The sequence below is a fragment of the Streptomyces lasiicapitis genome (assembly GCF_014646335.1).
Taxonomy (GTDB): Bacteria; Actinomycetota; Actinomycetes; order Streptomycetales; family Streptomycetaceae; genus Streptomyces; species Streptomyces lasiicapitis.
The window spans coordinates 19,797-35,321 of sequence record NZ_BMNG01000026.1 but is presented as its reverse complement, the minus strand read 5'-3'; the positions used below and the strand labels follow the sequence as shown (position 1 = coordinate 35,321).

General features: G+C 70.6%; 15 protein-coding genes. 8 read left to right on the top strand and 7 right to left on the bottom strand.

The genetic code is table 11. The annotated features are described in order from the left end of the window. Nucleotides 1-1,191 (bottom strand): AlbA family DNA-binding domain-containing protein, encoded by a 1,191-nt coding sequence (locus IEY91_RS39090; protein WP_229697655.1) that lies wholly within the window; start codon nt 1,189-1,191, stop codon nt 1-3. Between the two features lie 315 nt (nt 1,192-1,506). On the opposite strand from IEY91_RS39090, the gene IEY91_RS39085 reads away from it, so the two are divergent. Both IEY91_RS39085 and IEY91_RS42180 read left to right on the top strand, forming a co-directional pair. Beyond that, nucleotides 1,507-1,770, top strand: a complete 264-nt coding sequence (locus tag IEY91_RS39085) for a ribbon-helix-helix protein (RefSeq protein WP_189177613.1) — start codon at nt 1,507-1,509, stop codon at nt 1,768-1,770. After that, nucleotides 1,767-2,141 carry a PIN domain-containing protein gene (locus IEY91_RS42180; RefSeq protein ID WP_229697653.1) on the top strand — a complete coding sequence of 125 codons (375 nt, stop codon included), beginning with the start codon at nt 1,767-1,769 and terminating at the stop codon, nt 2,139-2,141. The genes IEY91_RS39085 and IEY91_RS42180 overlap by 4 nt, the downstream gene beginning before the upstream one ends. A gap of 134 nt (nt 2,142-2,275) precedes the next feature. On the opposite strand, the gene IEY91_RS39075 is transcribed toward IEY91_RS42180, so the two are convergent. Continuing rightward, nucleotides 2,276-2,569: a hypothetical protein gene (locus tag IEY91_RS39075; protein WP_189177542.1), complete on the bottom strand. Its 294-nt coding sequence runs from the start codon at nt 2,567-2,569 to the stop codon at nt 2,276-2,278. A gap of 494 nt (nt 2,570-3,063) precedes the next feature. Between IEY91_RS39075 and IEY91_RS39070 the strand changes: the two genes are divergently transcribed. The 3 genes from IEY91_RS39070 to IEY91_RS39060 all read left to right on the top strand — a co-directional run bounded on the left by IEY91_RS39070 (nt 3,064) and on the right by IEY91_RS39060 (nt 5,360). After that, nucleotides 3,064-4,092, top strand: coding sequence for a DUF8842 C-terminal domain-containing protein (locus IEY91_RS39070; RefSeq protein WP_189177541.1), 1,029 nt, complete (start codon nt 3,064-3,066; stop codon nt 4,090-4,092). Next, entirely contained in the window at nt 4,089-4,550 is a 462-nt protein-coding gene (locus IEY91_RS39065) for a hypothetical protein (protein ID WP_189177540.1), read from the top strand. The genes IEY91_RS39070 and IEY91_RS39065 overlap by 4 nt, the downstream gene beginning before the upstream one ends. A 108-nt stretch (nt 4,551-4,658) precedes the next feature. Beyond that, nucleotides 4,659-5,360 carry a zinc finger domain-containing protein gene (locus IEY91_RS39060; protein ID WP_189177539.1) on the top strand — a complete coding sequence of 234 codons (702 nt, stop codon included), beginning with the start codon at nt 4,659-4,661 and terminating at the stop codon, nt 5,358-5,360. A gap of 200 nt (nt 5,361-5,560) precedes the next feature. Here the strand turns inward: IEY91_RS39060 and IEY91_RS39055 are convergent, their stop codons facing one another. The 3 genes from IEY91_RS39055 to IEY91_RS39045 form a co-directional block, all read right to left on the bottom strand. Then, entirely contained in the window at nt 5,561-6,247 is a 687-nt protein-coding gene (locus tag IEY91_RS39055; protein WP_189177538.1) for a nucleotidyl transferase AbiEii/AbiGii toxin family protein, read from the bottom strand. Continuing rightward, the gene (locus tag IEY91_RS39050) at nt 6,244-6,609 is read right to left on the bottom strand and encodes a hypothetical protein (protein WP_189177537.1); all 366 of its coding nucleotides are present in this window, start codon (nt 6,607-6,609) and stop codon (nt 6,244-6,246) included. The genes IEY91_RS39055 and IEY91_RS39050 overlap by 4 nt, the downstream gene beginning before the upstream one ends. 217 nt (nt 6,610-6,826) lie before the next feature. Then, nucleotides 6,827-9,517, bottom strand: a complete 2,691-nt coding sequence (locus IEY91_RS39045) for an ATP/GTP-binding protein (protein WP_229697652.1) — start codon at nt 9,515-9,517, stop codon at nt 6,827-6,829. Nucleotides 9,518-9,678: 161 nt separating this feature from the next. Between IEY91_RS39045 and IEY91_RS39040 the strand changes: the two genes are divergently transcribed. Beyond that, nucleotides 9,679-9,990: a hypothetical protein gene (locus IEY91_RS39040; protein ID WP_189177536.1), complete on the top strand. Its 312-nt coding sequence runs from the start codon at nt 9,679-9,681 to the stop codon at nt 9,988-9,990. A 1-nt stretch (nt 9,991) separates the two neighbouring features. Here IEY91_RS39040 and IEY91_RS39035 read toward each other — a convergent pair whose 3' ends face one another. After that, nucleotides 9,992-11,812, bottom strand: a complete 1,821-nt coding sequence (locus tag IEY91_RS39035) for a zeta toxin family protein (protein WP_229697650.1) — start codon at nt 11,810-11,812, stop codon at nt 9,992-9,994. Between the two features lie 187 nt (nt 11,813-11,999). Between IEY91_RS39035 and IEY91_RS39030 the strand changes: the two genes are divergently transcribed. Beyond that, on the top strand, nt 12,000-13,394 hold the full coding sequence (locus tag IEY91_RS39030) for a helix-turn-helix domain-containing protein (RefSeq protein WP_189177534.1): 1,395 nt from the start codon (nt 12,000-12,002) through the stop codon (nt 13,392-13,394). Between the two features lie 175 nt (nt 13,395-13,569). Here IEY91_RS39030 and IEY91_RS39025 read toward each other — a convergent pair whose 3' ends face one another. Further along, nucleotides 13,570-14,385: a hypothetical protein gene (locus IEY91_RS39025; protein ID WP_229697648.1), complete on the bottom strand. Its 816-nt coding sequence runs from the start codon at nt 14,383-14,385 to the stop codon at nt 13,570-13,572. Between the two features lie 149 nt (nt 14,386-14,534). Here IEY91_RS39025 and ku point away from each other — a divergent pair, with 149 nt between their 5' ends. After that, the gene (gene ku, locus IEY91_RS39020) at nt 14,535-15,476 is read left to right on the top strand and encodes a non-homologous end joining protein Ku (protein ID WP_189177532.1); all 942 of its coding nucleotides are present in this window, start codon (nt 14,535-14,537) and stop codon (nt 15,474-15,476) included. The last annotated feature ends 49 nt before the right edge of the window (nt 15,477-15,525 follow it).

Sequence of the window (15,525 nt, the reverse complement as noted above, 5' to 3'; positions counted from 1 at the left end):
TTAGCGGTTGATGCCGAATTGGTGGAGGAGCCCCTCAGCAAGCTCCTTGGCGCAGTCTCGCAGGGCCTGATCGTCGGCGTTGGGAGCGAGTTCGGTGGAGGCGGGCATCAGCCGCTTGGGTCGCCGCGTCGTTTCGACCGGCTGCGGACTGCCGTAGCCGTCTCCGTACGGTACGAGGCGTTGTTCGGTACCGGCGGTGGCAACCGTGGCGGTGATCTCCACCGTGGTGTCGGCAGCGCGGTCGAGGCGGTGGGCGTCGGCCGCGCAGACCGCTTCGCGGGCGAGGGTCCGCACCACCGAGGTGTCCACCGGAATGCCGGAGTCGATCTCCAGGCGCGTGCTCAGATCTGCAGCCACGACGACCGATCCGTCGTGGTGGAGTTCGACCATGACAGCGCGGCTGCTGGTGCGGTACTCCGGGATGAGGAAGGTGCTTTCGGTCCACCGCCGCAGCCCGACACGCACGTCCTGCGCCAGATACTCGCGCAGCACGGCAGACCCGTCGAAGCCATCTCTGATCCGGGCAGCGGTGGCGATCACCCGTCGGAGGACGGCCGTTGCCTCGCTGCGTGTCGGGGCGGGAACGAGGCGGGGGACCGGGCGGGTCAGCCGGGCGGCGATGACCAGCCAGGCGTGGCGGTCCTCGGATTCGCTCAGCACCGTCTCGGTCGCCTCGGCCAGCCGCTCCTTGAGCAGGGCGTCGGCGGCCGACTGGCGGGCGAACCGCTCCTGATACGCGCGGGCGACGTGGTGCTCGCTCATGTAGGCGGACGTGTCGCCGATGCGGTAGGGCGCATTGAAGGTGACCCGGCCCTTGTCCTTCTGCTCCCACCCGTACTGGAAGTGCGGCGCCATCTCACTGGGCGGCACATCAATGACCAGAACGTCAGGGCCCTCACCGCCCGGAGCAGGCAGGCGGATGACGTCGACGCCGGAGATGTAGGGCTGGATCCCGCTGTGCACGGTGGCGAGGATCTGCTCCGTGTTGGCCTTGGCCAGGTCGATACCAACCAGTTCGACCTGGTCACTGACGCCGTAAACGAGGAGGCCGCCGCGAGTATTGGCCATGGCGGCGACGTCTTTGCAGAGCTCGTTCCACCTGCCTGGCGTTCGGACGAAGCTGGGCAGGTCCTGCTTCCAGTCGAGGTCGTCGCTCTCCTGGAGGCCGCTGGCCACGGCGCTGACGATCATGTCGTAAGTGAGCGGACCGGGGCGATGGCCGAGGTGTTCGTGCAGGCGGGTCCAAGAGCGTGCCATTCGGCCACCCTAAGAGGATCTGGCCGCCCGCGAGCCCGATACGCCACATCCCTCTTCGCGCTGCTCGGCACGGCGCCGGTCGCTCACGTCGATGGCCCACTCCAGCGCCCAGGCGCAGGTCGGTGATCTGGTGGCCAGTGAGGCCGCAGGCGGCGAACTCGTCGTCTTCGTAGCAGTCGGCGCGCCGACCAGGCGGTCGCGGAGCCCGTCCAGACTGCGCACGGACTCTACTGGCGGTAGAGTGAAGGGATGGGAGACAAGGACACGAGCATCAAGACGACCAAGGACGTCCGTGACCGCCTGAAAGTCCTGGCCAGTGAGCGCGGCACCACCATGAACGATCTCCTCGAAGAACTGGTGAGCCGTGAGCTCACCGAAGAAGAGAAGGAAGAGCGCGCGCAGTACGCCATGGAAGAGATCCGGCAGGCGACCGGCGTGACGGTCAGCGACGAGGCACGCGCGAAGGCGCGGGCCTTCCTGCAGGGGCTTGGGCAGGAGAACAGCGCCGCGTGATCCGCGTACTGCTTGACCACACCTGTCTGCGGGCCCTCGCCGGGGGCGATGAGTTCCTCAACGGCCTGTACGTCGAGGCCAGTTACGGCTACGCCGAGATCGTGGTGCCTGCCGTGTCAGCCGCGGTCGCCGAGCGGGAAAAGCCGGGTGTCGGCCGGCATGTCCTGAACCGGCGCTTCACGACGGTCACCGACTTCACCGGTGATCACGCACTGGTGGCCGGGGCGTGGCGGAACGTGGACTGGCGGGTCCTGCACCCGGCTGCCTCCGTGGTTCTGTCCGAGCGGGCCGGAGAGGCCACCAGCCTGCTGTCCCTGGACCCCTTGCTCTACGCGGGCACCGGGGTGAGCCCGCTCAATCCGTTGGAGTAGTGCGCGCGGCCGCGGACCAAGCCCGTGGCGGCCAGCGGCTTGCGCATCGTCCCGCTCCATCCGGCGAGCGCCAGAAGGCCGATGGCGATTCACGTACGCGAGGCCATCAACCACGAGTGGTCACGGCCCGTCGTTTACGCCCCCGGCCAGCGCAGGTACCGCCGGGCGGCCAGCACGCCGAGCAGTCCTCCTGCGGCGGCAGGCAGGGCCCTGATGATCAAGGTGGCGCCGAGCAGTGCTCCCGCGCCGAGTCCCGCCATGACGCCGAGCATCGCCCCGCTGATGTACGTCTGGAGGGGCCAACGGGCAGGCGGGTCCCGACGGGCAAGAGGCTGCGCGGGTTGGCTGCGCGGCTGTTCCAGCCGTTCCCGCCGGCGCTCGGCCTGCACGATCGCCTCGAATGCTGCGGACGTCTCCGACGGCTCCACTGTGATGAGGCTCCCTGATCTTCGGTCGGAGGAACTCACCTGCGCCCCACTTGCTCCAGTTCTCAAACGAGTGGGGAGGGTGGGGAGTACGAGCACGTGTGAGGGGCCGGTGAACCTGGAGTCGCCCGGTTCAACGACGCTGTGATCCCTGCGTCACGTGGCGGCATCCACGGCACCTTCCCGCTGACGTAGGGCGACCTGCTGAACTCCTTCTGTCCGCCCTGCCCGGCCTGCTGGACGGGCGATCGCCCGGCAGGATGGCCGAGTTGGGGTACGTGATCCGGCACGGCAGGACGCCGCCTCCACTATCCTGGTGGGTGGGTCGACCCGCTGCGGTCGTCCCTGGCCCGAGTAGTCCGGCCCGTGACCGGACGGCGACGACAGCCCGAACCCGCCCAGCGGGAACCGCAGCAGAGTGTCTGTCTGCTTCCAGGTTCGCCCTGTACGCCAGGCGTGCCCGGGTCACGGGGCCGTGCGCGCAGCGAGGGGACGAAGTGGGAGCCAAGAACCAGGCCGTGAAGAACGCCGCCCGCCGACGCGCGGCGGAGACCGGCCAGTCGTACGAGGCCGCGCTGAAGGACGTGCGTCGCGAGTACGAGAGCGGCGGCCTCGGCGAGGACGACCACCAGGAGCCGATGGGCTTCGAGGAAGCGGCCGACGTCGGCGAGTACCGACCGAGGACCGGGGCGACCGGCTACGTCGTCGCCTGGGGGGTGCAAGAGCTACTCGGTACCGAACAGGTCCGCGAGGTCGTCGAGCACGGCGCGAAGTGCGGCCAGCCCGGCGCCGACGACCCGATCGTGTGCCACCTGTGCGACGGGCCCATCGACGTCACCCGGGAGCGGGAGGTCCACCTGGGCCTGGCGCTGATCGAGACCCCGGACCCCGGCCAGCCGCGGCCGAAGGAGACGATGGTGCCGGTGTGGACGCACGAGGAGTGCGGCCGCACTCGCGTTTGGGCCTGGTCCCAGCTGTCCCTCGAGCGCCGTCGGCGCGGCCTGCCCGTGGACACGGCGTCCCTCCCGCCCAAGCAGCGCCGCCGGGGCGCCCGCACGGTGGAGGACTACTACGTGTTCACCATGCCGGAGAACAGCCCGCCCCTCTTGTACCTCCAGCCCGGCAACGCCCACCGGCACGGCCCGGCCGGGTTCCGCGCCGACCGACTCAGCGACGGCCTGCCCCCGCTGGACCTCGCCCGAGAGGAAGCCCGCACGCTGCCGGAGTGGTCGATCGCCGCCGACCGCACCGGCCTGCTGCACATCGCCCGGCAGGGCAACGGCCGCTGGTACCAGCCGCCCCGCCCGTGGACCCCGCCCGCCGACTGGCTGGCCGCCGCGCACCACCACCGGGCCGTCGTCCTCCTGACCGCCCCGGCCGGTTCGATCCCCACCGCGCAGATGGACGCGGGCACCGGCAACCTGACCGCCCTGCTCGCCGCAGGCCGCGAGGAACTGCTGTTCGGCGCGCGCATGCCCGTCACCTTCACCACCCCGGCCACAGCCACCGGCGAGGGCGACCGGTGACCGCGCGGGAGCTGTACGGGTCGCTCTACGAGGGCGTCCCCGACTGCGCAGCCGTCCCTACCGCACTGCCGACGACGGACAACGGACTCCTGCCCGCGCTGGTCCTGATCCCGGACCCCTCCATCCCCGGCACCGAGGTGCGCGACTTCGCCGCCCGGCACTGCTTCGTGCCCCGCCAGGAGACCGCCCGCGCCGCCGACTCCCAGGCCCGATGGACGCTGGAGCCCGATGGCCGCGTGACCGTGACCTTCCTGTCCGACGAGGGAGCCGCGCGGATCGTGCTGCCGGCCGACGATCGCCTGACGCAGTGGACGGCCATCGCCCGGCTGAGCGGCGGCACCATCTCCGTGATGCTGCTCCCCGGGCTGCCGGGACATGACCTGCAGTCGATCGGCCGACGCCTCGCGCCGCGCGGCGGCGACTACTGGCACCTCAGCGTCGGCTGCACCCCTGCCTGACACACCACCCCGCCCTCGAGCGGCCTGCAGCCGTTACCGCAACGAGCGGATCTCCTGCGTGCCGGCCCGCCGACTCGACCACCACTCGCACGCCCGAAGGGAACGAACGTGAAGGACACCACCGCACACGAGTCCGCCGCCGAGACCGACACCGCCAGCCTCAGGGCAGGAAACGCCATCACGCTCGACGAGATGGCCGTGGAACTCGCCGCGATCGAACTGCGGCTGCGCCAGCTCGCCCGAGCCGCGGAGACACCGGCCACCCCGGTGGAGCTCGCGGACGTCATCGACTCGCTGCGCTCCACCGCGGCGACCGTGCGCGAGGCCAGCGAGCGGATGGGCTTCCTCGGCCGAGTCATCGACGGCGACGTGCCGCTCGTCAAAGTCTTCAAGGACTCCGGCGACCCGTGGGGCGCAGCCGCACGCGGCACCAACCGGCAGGGCTACGGCGGCCCGGCGATCATCCCGACCGTCTGGCAGTTGCTCCGGCTCGCGCAAGACGCCAAGCGTGCGGACGCGGACGGGCGGGAGACCACGACGTACCCGCAGGCCATGGAGGACGTTGGCCGGGGCTGGGAGTCCAAGGCCGCTTCCGCCCGCCGCCGGCGAGAGCGGGACGCAGCGGTCGACGTGGAAGTCCTGCGGCTCGAGTGCGAGAAGTGCGGCGCCGGGGTCGCCGAGTATTGCCGTACCGCGAAGGGCTGGGCAGCCGACAGGCCCCACGTCGGCCGTCTGCGGGAAGCAGAGACCATCGTGGACGCACGGCTGGGCTACGTCGGCGAGAACCCGGTATCGGTCCCGGACGCCTGATCCGGGCCCGCGCGCCCGGGCCGCAGCGCAGCCGGGCCCACATGAGCAGGTGTCCACACCAGGCAGCCAGCATGGAGCTGCTCGCGAGGAACGCGCGCCGGTGACGAGGAGGACGGGCAGACCCGGACGACGGCGCGGTTGGTAGGCGCTGCAGCCCTGACTGCGCGTGCTACGCGGTCCCTCCGCCCGTCCCGTCCGATCTAGCCGTCGTACGGGTCTTCTTCGCCCTCGTTCTGCTCGGTGTGCAGGCGGGTGCCGAGGTCGGTGGCCCACTCCAGCGCCCAGGCGCGCAGGTTGTGAATCTGGTCGCCGGTCAGTCCGTAGTCGGTGAAGTCCTCGTCGTCCCACCACTCGGCGCCGGTGAGGCGGTCGCGGAGGTTGCGGAGGCTGAACTCGGTGCGGGCGTGGCGGCGGCCGAGGGTTTCCAGGTCGGCGGTGGTGCGGTGTTCGGAGGCGGCGTGGACGTCGATGAGGTCGCGGACGGCGCCGCGGTCGGCCAGGGCGCGGACCTTGGTGCCGATGACGTCGTCGAGGGCGAGGACCGGGCCGTGCTCGGTGTCGGCGGGCGGAGACCAGAACGCTTCTTTGAGGACGTCGACCTCGCATTCCTCGCCGGTGTCCGGTTCGGTGACGATGAGCCGGCCGGAGAGTGGGTCGGTCTCGATCTGCCGCACGCCCCAGCCCCGCTCGGTGAGGCCTTCGCTGAGCGTGCGGATGATGTCGTCCATGGGGGCGGGGTTTTCGGTGGCGACGTCGAGGTCCTGGCTCAGGCGGTCGACCAGGCCGTGGGCCTTCACGGCGTAGCCGCCGGTGATGACCAGGGGATAGGGCGTGCCGATGGCCAGGACGTCGGCCAGGAGTCGACGGTGCAGGTCGTTCAGGTTCATGCAGCGGTCGCTCTGGCGGTGCCCAGCTCGGGGAAGGCGTCTTCCCACACGTCGCGGATCACGCTGCTGATCAGTGTCCGCAGCACCGGCCACTGGCCGATCAGCAGGTCCCGGTTGAGGAAGCCGGTCAGGTCCTCGCGCTGCCCCTCGGCCAGCACCGTTCGGTACAGGCCCATGCGGGCCCGGGGGCGGTCGACATCGAAGGAGCGCCGGCCGGACCAGACCACGTGCAGCGGTAGGTCGACGGTGCCGTGCGCGGGGCCCGTCAGGTCCGCAAGGCGTCCGGGCAGCCGCCTGGTGTACCGCGCGCGCAGGATCTCGGCGGCGTTGGGGACCGGAGCGGTCGTGGACGTCGGGGCCATGGCGCCGATTATCCCCCATCGCCCCGTCGGGCGGGCCGTGTGGCTGCAGACGGCTCTGCCGGGCGGCGGCCAGGGGGCGTCACCGCAGCCGGGTGGCGACTGCTGATGTCGAGCCGCGGCGCGGGCCTCGCGTACGGGCCCGGTGGCTGCGCGGCGCTCGTCGTGTGGGGACAGCGCCCCGATGGTGGATCCGGGCGCCCGGGCTCGACGGCAGTGCCTACCGGCCGGTGTGCAGGAGGTCGCGCCGGGCGGTGACGAGCGCGCGCCACCGGGCGCGGGTGGCCTGGTCGCCGTCGAGCCACCGGGGCGGCGTGTGGTCGGCGGGCAGGGGCAGGCCGGCCATGAAGGATGCGATGTCGGTGTAGTAGGTGTAGTCCCCGCCGCGGGTCTGCTCGCGGAGCCGGTCGATGGTGGCGGCGAGCCCGTCCTGGTCGTCCAGGACGGCCTGATGGAAGGCGAGGGCCAGCTCCAGGGTGGGGGCGGAGGAGGTGAGGCCCGCGATGTCGATCTCGGTGCGCAGGGTGCGGACGCGGTCGCCGAGCGCGGGGTTGCCGGCGTCACGGATGAGGGCGCCGATGGCCGCGTTGATCCCGGTGGCCCGCAGGTCGAGGCCCGCGAGGAGCTGCTGGGCCAGGTCGAGTTCGTCGTCGGCCTGGCCAGGGTCGAGGAAGGCGACGGCCAGGGCGCGCAGGGCCTGGTTGTGGGCGGCTTCGCCGGATGTGGCGTGCTGTTCGGCTTCGGTCCGTCCGGCGAGGTAGGCGGCGGCCGCGCGGGCCGGTTCTCCCTGGACCCACCACAGGTCGCCCAGGACCCGCTGGTGGCGGCCTTCCCAGCCCAGCGTCTGGGCGGCGGCGAAGGCGGTGGGGAAGTCCCCGGCCAGTCGGGCGGCTTGGGCCAGTCCGCGCCGGGCGGCGGGGGCCAGGCGGCCGCCGCCGTCGGCGACCTGCTGGTAGCCGCGGCGCGATTCGGTGCTTTGCCCGATGTCGCGCAGTGCTTTGGCCCGGTAGTAGAGAGCCATCTGGTGCAGTTCTTGAGGCAGCAGGCCGGAGTCGATGACCGCGGTGAGACGGTCGGCGGTGCGGGAGCGGTGTTCGTGCTGGCGGCGGGTGAGCGCGCTGAGTAGCTCCACCAGCGCATCGGACGCCGAGACCAGGCCGCCCGCGGACCCGGGACGCTCGGGCGGGGCCAGCGGCTCCCACACCGAGTCGCCCACATACGTGAAGGCCGCCTCGGTGAGCCAGTCCAGCTCGAGGCGGAAGTCGGCGGCCAGGGCGAGGCCTTGGCGCAGGCAGCCGATCAGCAGGGCGCGGTCGCGCCGCGCTCCGGTGCTCCACTCCTGGCCCAGGGCGGCGAGGGCGCGCTCGGCGGCGCGCCGCCAGTCCTGTTCGGACCAGCGGTCGTCGGTGTGGTCGGCGGCGTGACGGATGGCGGAGCGGACCACTTGGTGCAGGTGGAAGGGCCACAGGGCGGTCGGTATCTCGCGGATGAAGGGCCGCTCGGACAGACGCAGCGCGGCCGCTTCGTGCGCGAGGCCGGCGGCCTGGGTGGCCAGGGGCACGGAGAAGGCGTCCAGCAGGCTCACCGAGCGCAGCACGTGCCGCTCATCGGGGGTGAGGTCGGCCAGGGTGCGGGCAATGAGGGCGGGGAAGTCCCCGAAGTCGTCCGGTTCGGGGCGGCGGCCGGAGCGCCGGATCTCCAGAAACCGCATGACGGCGAGGTCCAGGGCCAGCGGCAGGCCGTGGGAGCGGGCCGTGATGACGGCCCTCAGGTCCGCGCCGATCAGGGGCTGTCCGCCGCGGCTCAGCCGGCGGGCGAGATGGTCCTCGCAGTCCTGGGCGGAGAAGTCACCGATCAGGATCTGCCGCGCGCCCCGGCGGTGCGCCATCGCCGCGGCCGGGGCCGGGGCGGCGAGGTCGGGCCAGGCGTTAGGGCCGGTCCAGTCGAGCTGCCCGCCAAGGGCGGGGTCGGCCCACTGCAGCCGGTTGCGGCCGCTGATGATGAAGAGCGCGTTCGGCATCAGCCACACGATGCGCTGCAGCAGCCGCTCCAGGTCGCGGTGGGTGCGATCCCCGGTGTCCTCCCAGGTGTCGAACAGGATGACGGGCAACACGGCCTTGTCCGCAGGGAGTTGGGCCAGATCCCAGGCCAGCAGATGAGCGGCGAAGGACAGGGTGTCCAGGTCGGGGTCGGCTTCGAGGAGGTCGGCCAGGCGGGAGCAGCCGGCCAGCGCGCGCACCGCCTGGCGCCGCTCGCGCAGCGCGGTGACGAGCGAGCCGGTGAGCTGGCTGAGCGCGCCGCCCACGGTGCCCGGCAGCGCCAGGGCCTGGGCGGCATCGGCGAGCGCGGACTGTATCTGCTGCGGCAGGGCCACCGCATTGGTGAAGCGGGAGAGCAGTCCGCCGCGGCGCACGTACTCATCGAGTGGTTCGCCGGGATGGTTGTGCTCCCAGTAGCGGCGCAAAACGAGATCGAAGGCCGGCATAGGGCGTCCCAGCGAGGCGACGGCGAGCCGCAGGCAGAGCACGATCTGCTCGAAATCAGCGCCTGCTGACCGGGCGAGGTCGATCCGTACGGGCAGCAGCCGCTCCGCCGGCCAGGCGGGCGCGCCCCACTGCGGCGGCCGGTGCTCGGCGTGGGCGAGCGCGGCCTCGATCTTGCGGGAGAGCGTGGACTTGCCGATGCCGCCCACGCCGTGGAAGACCAGCACGTTGCGGCGACCGCTCTCCAGGTCCTCGACGTCGAAGTCCGGCCCAGAGGTGTGCTGCTGGTGGGCGGTGAGTGCGTCGGTCACGGCCTGCCACTGGAGCTGGCGGTTCGTGAACGCCTCATCCGCGTCCAGCCCGCGGTCGTTCGAGCTGAACAGCGCGCGCAGATCCCGCCCTGCCACGACACCCCCCGAGTTGATCACCTGCGGTCAATCTAGGTGCCCCCGGGGCTAAGCCGCCAGCATCGCTTTGGCCATGCAGCCGCCGATAGGCCAGAAGGTGGGCGAGCACGCCACCTGCCTTGCCGGTCCGGTGCGAGCGGCCGACAATGTCCGCACCCGTCCTGAACAGCAAGGTGAGCACCGTGTCCGACCCGAACCCGCGACAGCCCCCGGCCGGCAGCAACGGGTCGTCGCCCGGCTCCGGTCGGCTGGTCGGTACGGAACTCGAAGCGGCCAAGGACATGGTGCGGCGGGTGATGGCCCTCTACAGCGAGCAGCTCGCGCAGGAACGCCGAGCGCCCCAAGGCCCGGAACCGGCGCACCTGCAGGAGCTGACCGACCAGCAGCGCGCCTGCGTGGCGGACCTCAAGCGACTGAGCGCGGCGGAGGCGGATGAGGCGGCGCGCATCGCGGCCGCGTACGCGGCCCGCTACCGGGAACTCACCAGATCCTGAATCACGACCCGGGCGGGGGCAGCGGCACGGGCAGCGGAGCAGCGAGGGAGGGGCGGCTGAGTCGCCGGGGCTGCATCGCGGCGGGCATCAGCGGCCGCGCCAGGCTCAGCATGTCGGCCAGTTCACCGCGGTACTGCGGCAGCACGGCCCACAGGAAGCGGTGCAGGTTGAGGAAGCGGACGGCTTCCTGCTCGGTGTAGGCAAGGCGCCGCTCCTCGTCCAGCACCATCGCCGCGGACGCTGACGACGACCGCCAGGTCCCGTCGGGCAAGCGCTCGTTGCGGTAGCGCGCCTCCCCGCTGCGCCGCATGACCGACACAGAGTCGACGGCCCTGTGTCCCTCGGCGATCCGGGCGACCTCGGCGGTGGCGGCGAAGCACTGGTCGTGCCCGCTGCGGGAGGTGAAGCGGCCGGGAAGCCCTTCGCTTTCGACCAGGGCGTAGCGGTGAGCGGTGCTCTGGCGGCTGTCGGCCGCGCGCACGCTGAGCAGGACCACCTCGACGCGGTATCCGGCCCGGCGGGAGGCGATCGCGCTGTCCAGGAAGTCCGCCGCGCTGCCCGGGGCGAGCTCGATGATCAGGTCCCCGCGGCGCGCCCGCACCCAGTCCTCGGCCTGAGCCATCCACGAGCGGTAGTCGGCCCGGATGGCGGCCCCGGCCCCGCGCGGATCATTCTGCAGCCGCCGCAAGTAGTCGGGGTGCAGCGCCTTGAAGTCGTCCCCGGTGAGCCGCTTCGCGTGGGGCATGGTGTGCTGGATGAGGTCGGCGGCGTACGTCTTGCCCGCCCCAGGCTGGGCGATCACATACACGGCCACCGGCTGCTGCCGGGCGACGATGTCGCTCAGGAACAGCGGCACGACCTGCTCGTCGAAGATGGCCTGGTGCTCCTCGCGGGACAGCCGGTGGTAGTCCACACCGATGCGCATCGGCCGCGCCTGGGCCATGCGGCGCACCGGCTCCGCCCACGCGAAGGCCCGCTCCAGGCATCCGGTCACGGCCAGGCGCTGTTCGTAGGACATCCGCTCATGCCGGGTGGACCGCTCGGCCTCGGACAGTTCCCTGCGGAACCGCGCGGTCTCCATGGCTGACCAGGGGCGGGCCTGCTCGTCGGCCACCACGTCGACGGCGCGCGGCGGCCGCAGCCACCCGGTGCCCGTCAGCTCGTTGCTGTAGAGCATCTCCAAGCCGCGCCTGAACACGGTGACCCGGTCGGCGAGCTGCTCGGCCTCGATGGCCGTGAGGGTCTCCAGCAGTCCGCGGCAGCACGCGTCGTGGTTGTCGAGCGACACATAGCGCCCGGTCCCTGCGGCGCCGATGCGCTTCATGTAGCGCCCCAGCACACTCAGTTGACTCAGCGCCTGCGGCGTGGCCACGACCGCTACCTCGATGCGGTGGCGGGCTCGGCGGTATGCCGCCGACAGCGCGCGGAAAACGGAGGTGTCGGCCAGCGCCGTCTCGATGACGGCGTCGAAGCCTGCGTGGCGGGCGCGCTCCTCCAGATCTTCCTGCCAGCGGCGGGTGTCGGGCCGCACCCGCGCCCCGGCCGTCCGGTCATCTCGGGCCAGGAGCCCCGGATAGCCCGGGTGCGACGTCTTGTAGAGGTCGGCGCCGATGCGGACCGCGCCGCCGCGAAGGTGCAGGACCTCGTGCAGCAGATCAGCAAGATGGGACTTTCCGGCTCCGGGCTGGCCGGCGACGAACACCGTGACGGGCCGCTGCTGGGCTACGGCGCCTTTGAACGCGGCGGGCAGGATGAGGGTGGTGAGGATGTCCTGGTGCTGGTCGTCAGGCAGTACGACCGGCACGACGTCCCTTTCTCGCACTGCCCCTCCTGGCACGATAGGCCGAGATGCGCACTCACCGTTCAGGTATGCGCTTCGGCACGGTCGCACACTACCAGCCGTTGCAGATGTGCGAGACAATGCGAGAAAGTGCGTTGGGTGGCAGCCCGCTGACGCTGATGGAGGAATGTTGGGACGCCCACGGAAACCGCGTGACCTCTCCGGCCCCGTGGCCGAGTTCGCGCGCGAACTCCGCGAGCTGCAGCAGCGCTCGGGGATCAGCGCGCGCGACACCCACGCTGCCACGGGCATCCCGGTCTCCACCATCTACGCCGCCACCAGCGGAACCCGACTGCCCACAGCCGACGTGGTGTCAGCACTCGCACAGGCCTGGGGAGACGAGCCGGCCCGCTGGCTCCGTCAGCGAGAACAGGCGGCGGCCCGCCGGGAAGGCCGGAACGCTACCGACCCGAAGCCACCGTCTGCTCTGGTGCGCCAGAGCGAACCGGGCCAGCCCGGAGGAGCACTCCGGGATCTGGACGCACGAGCGGACCTCGCCTTCCGGCTGCAGGAACTGCACGAGAAGAGCGGCCGATCGCTGCGTGCACTCAGTGCGACGGCAGGACTGGACACCGCCTCGGTCAGCCGGGCTTTCTCCGGCATCACTGTGCCCACCTGGGAATCGATGCAGGCGATGCTCAGGGCCCTGGGGGCGCCACAGGACCTTGCCCCGTGGCGCACCGCTTGGGGCAGAGCCCGGGAGGAACAGGCACGTCGAGCTCCGAGTGCGCTGCGCACCGAGACCATCAAGCTGCTGTTCGCCAGCGCCACCTCCTGCGCCGCTCCCGACTGCGCCGAGCCACTGATGCGCTGGAGCGAGGGTCGGCCGATCGTGGCCGCCGACATCGTTCACATCAGCGCTGACTCCAGGCTTGAGATCAGCGACCGATTCGAGAACCTTCTGCTGTTGTGCCCCAACCATCGCCGGCTGGTCAGCAGCCCCGGCAGTCCTTACACCATTGCGGATCTCAAGCAGTGGAAGACCGCGCAGGTCGCCCAGTCGGGACAGGCCCTCACCGACCCTTCCGACGACATCGCCCATCAGGTGAGCCAGACCCTGCGAATCTTCACCGAACTCGACATCACGGTCGAGCTGATCGGCGGGCAGGAAACGGGCAACCACGGCATCGCTGCTCACGCACTCGCCCAGTTGGCCACAGCAGCACCCGCAGACTCCGACCCGGAGGTGTACCTGGGTGTGCGCGTGTCGAATCACGGACGGCAGGCGATGACGGTCGCCGGCGTGGGGGTCGACTTCAAGCTCGGCTCGAAGGAGACGCAGTACGCCTCCTATAACTTCCCTTACGCCCTACCGGTCGGGGAGGGCATCTGGCGGCAGCCCTCGGCAAAGCTCGCTCCGCAATCCCACGGCGTATGGTTCGCGCCGGCCTCGGCCATCGCCGTTGGCGTTCAGATCCTGATGGAACGCACCGGGCGCACCCCGCAGCAGATACGCCCCTACGCCAACAACGGCCCCAGCAACGTCCAACACGGCCCATGGCGCCCATTCGAGGAGATCCAGCAAGCCCTCGTAGCGCCCCTGCAGGTGAAGGAACAGGGTTAGGGTGTTCCGCCTTTCCCTGTGCTCCTGCCGTGAGATCGCCCCGTTTTCGGCGCGGAACAAGACAGTTGAGGGGCGTCGGCGAGCAACTGCGAGGCCGATTGCGACGGGCGATCGCATAACGCGGGCAGGCCATTGCGGTTGGCGGGTAGGTGACGGAGCGAACGTTCGCGTGGGTTCAGCCTGAAGTGGGCAGGGCCGCCAGCCTGTTCAGTTCGTCGCTGTACTTCGTCAGCTCGGGGGAGACCAGGGTGGCGCCCTCGACGATCTCGCGCGCCTTGCGCGCCTGCTCCCTCACACAGGCTGGTTTCACGAAGCCGGTGCCATCACTCATGACCTCTTCTGCCGCATCGAGCACCGACGCCGTGCCCTGAGGGTTCATGAGGACCACAGGGGCGGTCGTCAGGCGGCTCTTGTCGTCTGCGGAGAGGGTGACGGTGAAGCTGTATACCCTCGGCAAGGAGCCATCCGGGACGGTCTCAGGGCCCACGGTGAACCCGATGCGCTCGTTGTCGTGCGGCGGCACCTCGAACTTCAGCGGCCGAGTCACCGTGAACGGTGGTGTGCGCAAATCGGGGATCTTGATGTCGTACCGGGCCTTGACCACCGATCCACCCGCACCGTACGGGCATCCCAGCTGAGTGACCGCGTTGATCGCGAATTCCGCCTCCGTGACAAGCACCTTGTCCTCGGAGCGGTTGCGCAGGGCGATCGAAAGAAGCGAGGACGTCCAGTCGTTCATGGCCGGTCGCGGTTCGTCCCCCGAGGTCCAGTCGGCCGCAATGTCCTTCTCCCGGGCGACATCCACGTCGGACAGTTCAAGCTTGGGAGGAGGCGGCTGCCGCTTGCACCCCAGGAAGAAGCCGAACACCAGGCCCAGACTCGCGACCAGGATCGCAACGGCTCCTCCTGCCACGGAGATCACCGCCTGTGGCTTCTCCAGGAACCGCTTGTCTCGGTCTTGTGCTGGCCCGTCGCCCCGCTGACTTCGCATCGCGCCTCCGTCGTGTCACGGACCAGATCAGCATTTGAAGCAGGCTCGCGCGCCAAGGCGCGCCGTCGCCACGACCCCTCTGGTTCGGATGCCGGGGACGCAACCTCGCCGTAGTCTGGAACCGCTCGGGGCTGTCTCGGAGGTTCGTCATGCCCCGCCCTGTGTGGACCGGCGCCATCTCGTTTGGCCTGGTCACGATCCCGATCAAGGTGGTCGCTGCCACGGAGGACCACAGCATCAGGTTCCACCAATACCACCAGAGTGACGGCGGCCGGATCCGCACCCGAAAGGTGTGCGAGATCGAGAACCGTGAGGTCAGCCAGGGCGAGATCGGCAAGGGGTACGAGATCAGCAAGGACACACTCGTGGCCGTGTCCGACGCCGAGCTGCGCGAGATCCCGCTGCCGACGGCGAAGGCCATCGAAGTCGCCGCCTTCGTGCCCTACGACAGCATCGAACCCATCCGTATCGGCGAGGGCTACTACCTTGAGCCCGACGGGAAGGTCGCCGCGAAGCCGTACACGCTGCTGCGCAAGGCTCTGGAGCGCAATGCAAAGGCGGCGATTGCGAAGTTCGCGTGGCACGGACGCGAACGCCTCGGGCTGCTCCGCGTCCGCGGCGATGCGATCGTCCTGCACGCGATGCGCTGGCCCGACGAGATCCGCTCCCCAACAACACTGGCCCCGAAGGAGATCGACCTCACCGACGAGGAGGTCGACGAGGCGGTGCTGCTCATCGAATCGATGACACGCGAGAAGCGCATCGAGGGCGCGGAGTGGGCCACCGACCGGTACACACAGGCCTTGGAGGAGGTCATCCACGCCAAGGCCGAGGGTAGGAAGCCGCCTGTGGTGGAGGCGGAAGAAGCTCCGGGCGGGAAGGTTGTCGACATTTTGGCCGCGCTGGAGGAATCCGTGCAGCGGGCCCGCGAGAACCGCGGCGAGTCCGACGCGGACGTGCATGAACTGAAGCCGAAGAAGAAGGCGACGGCGGCGAAGAAGACCAGCGCGAAGAAGGTCTCGGCGAAGACGGTCAAGACGACGACGGCGAAGGCGAAGAAGACGTCGTCCAAGCCCAGCAGGAGTGCCTGACCAGCCACCGCCACAGCACAGTCCGGCCGTTGGACGACGATGGCCCTCC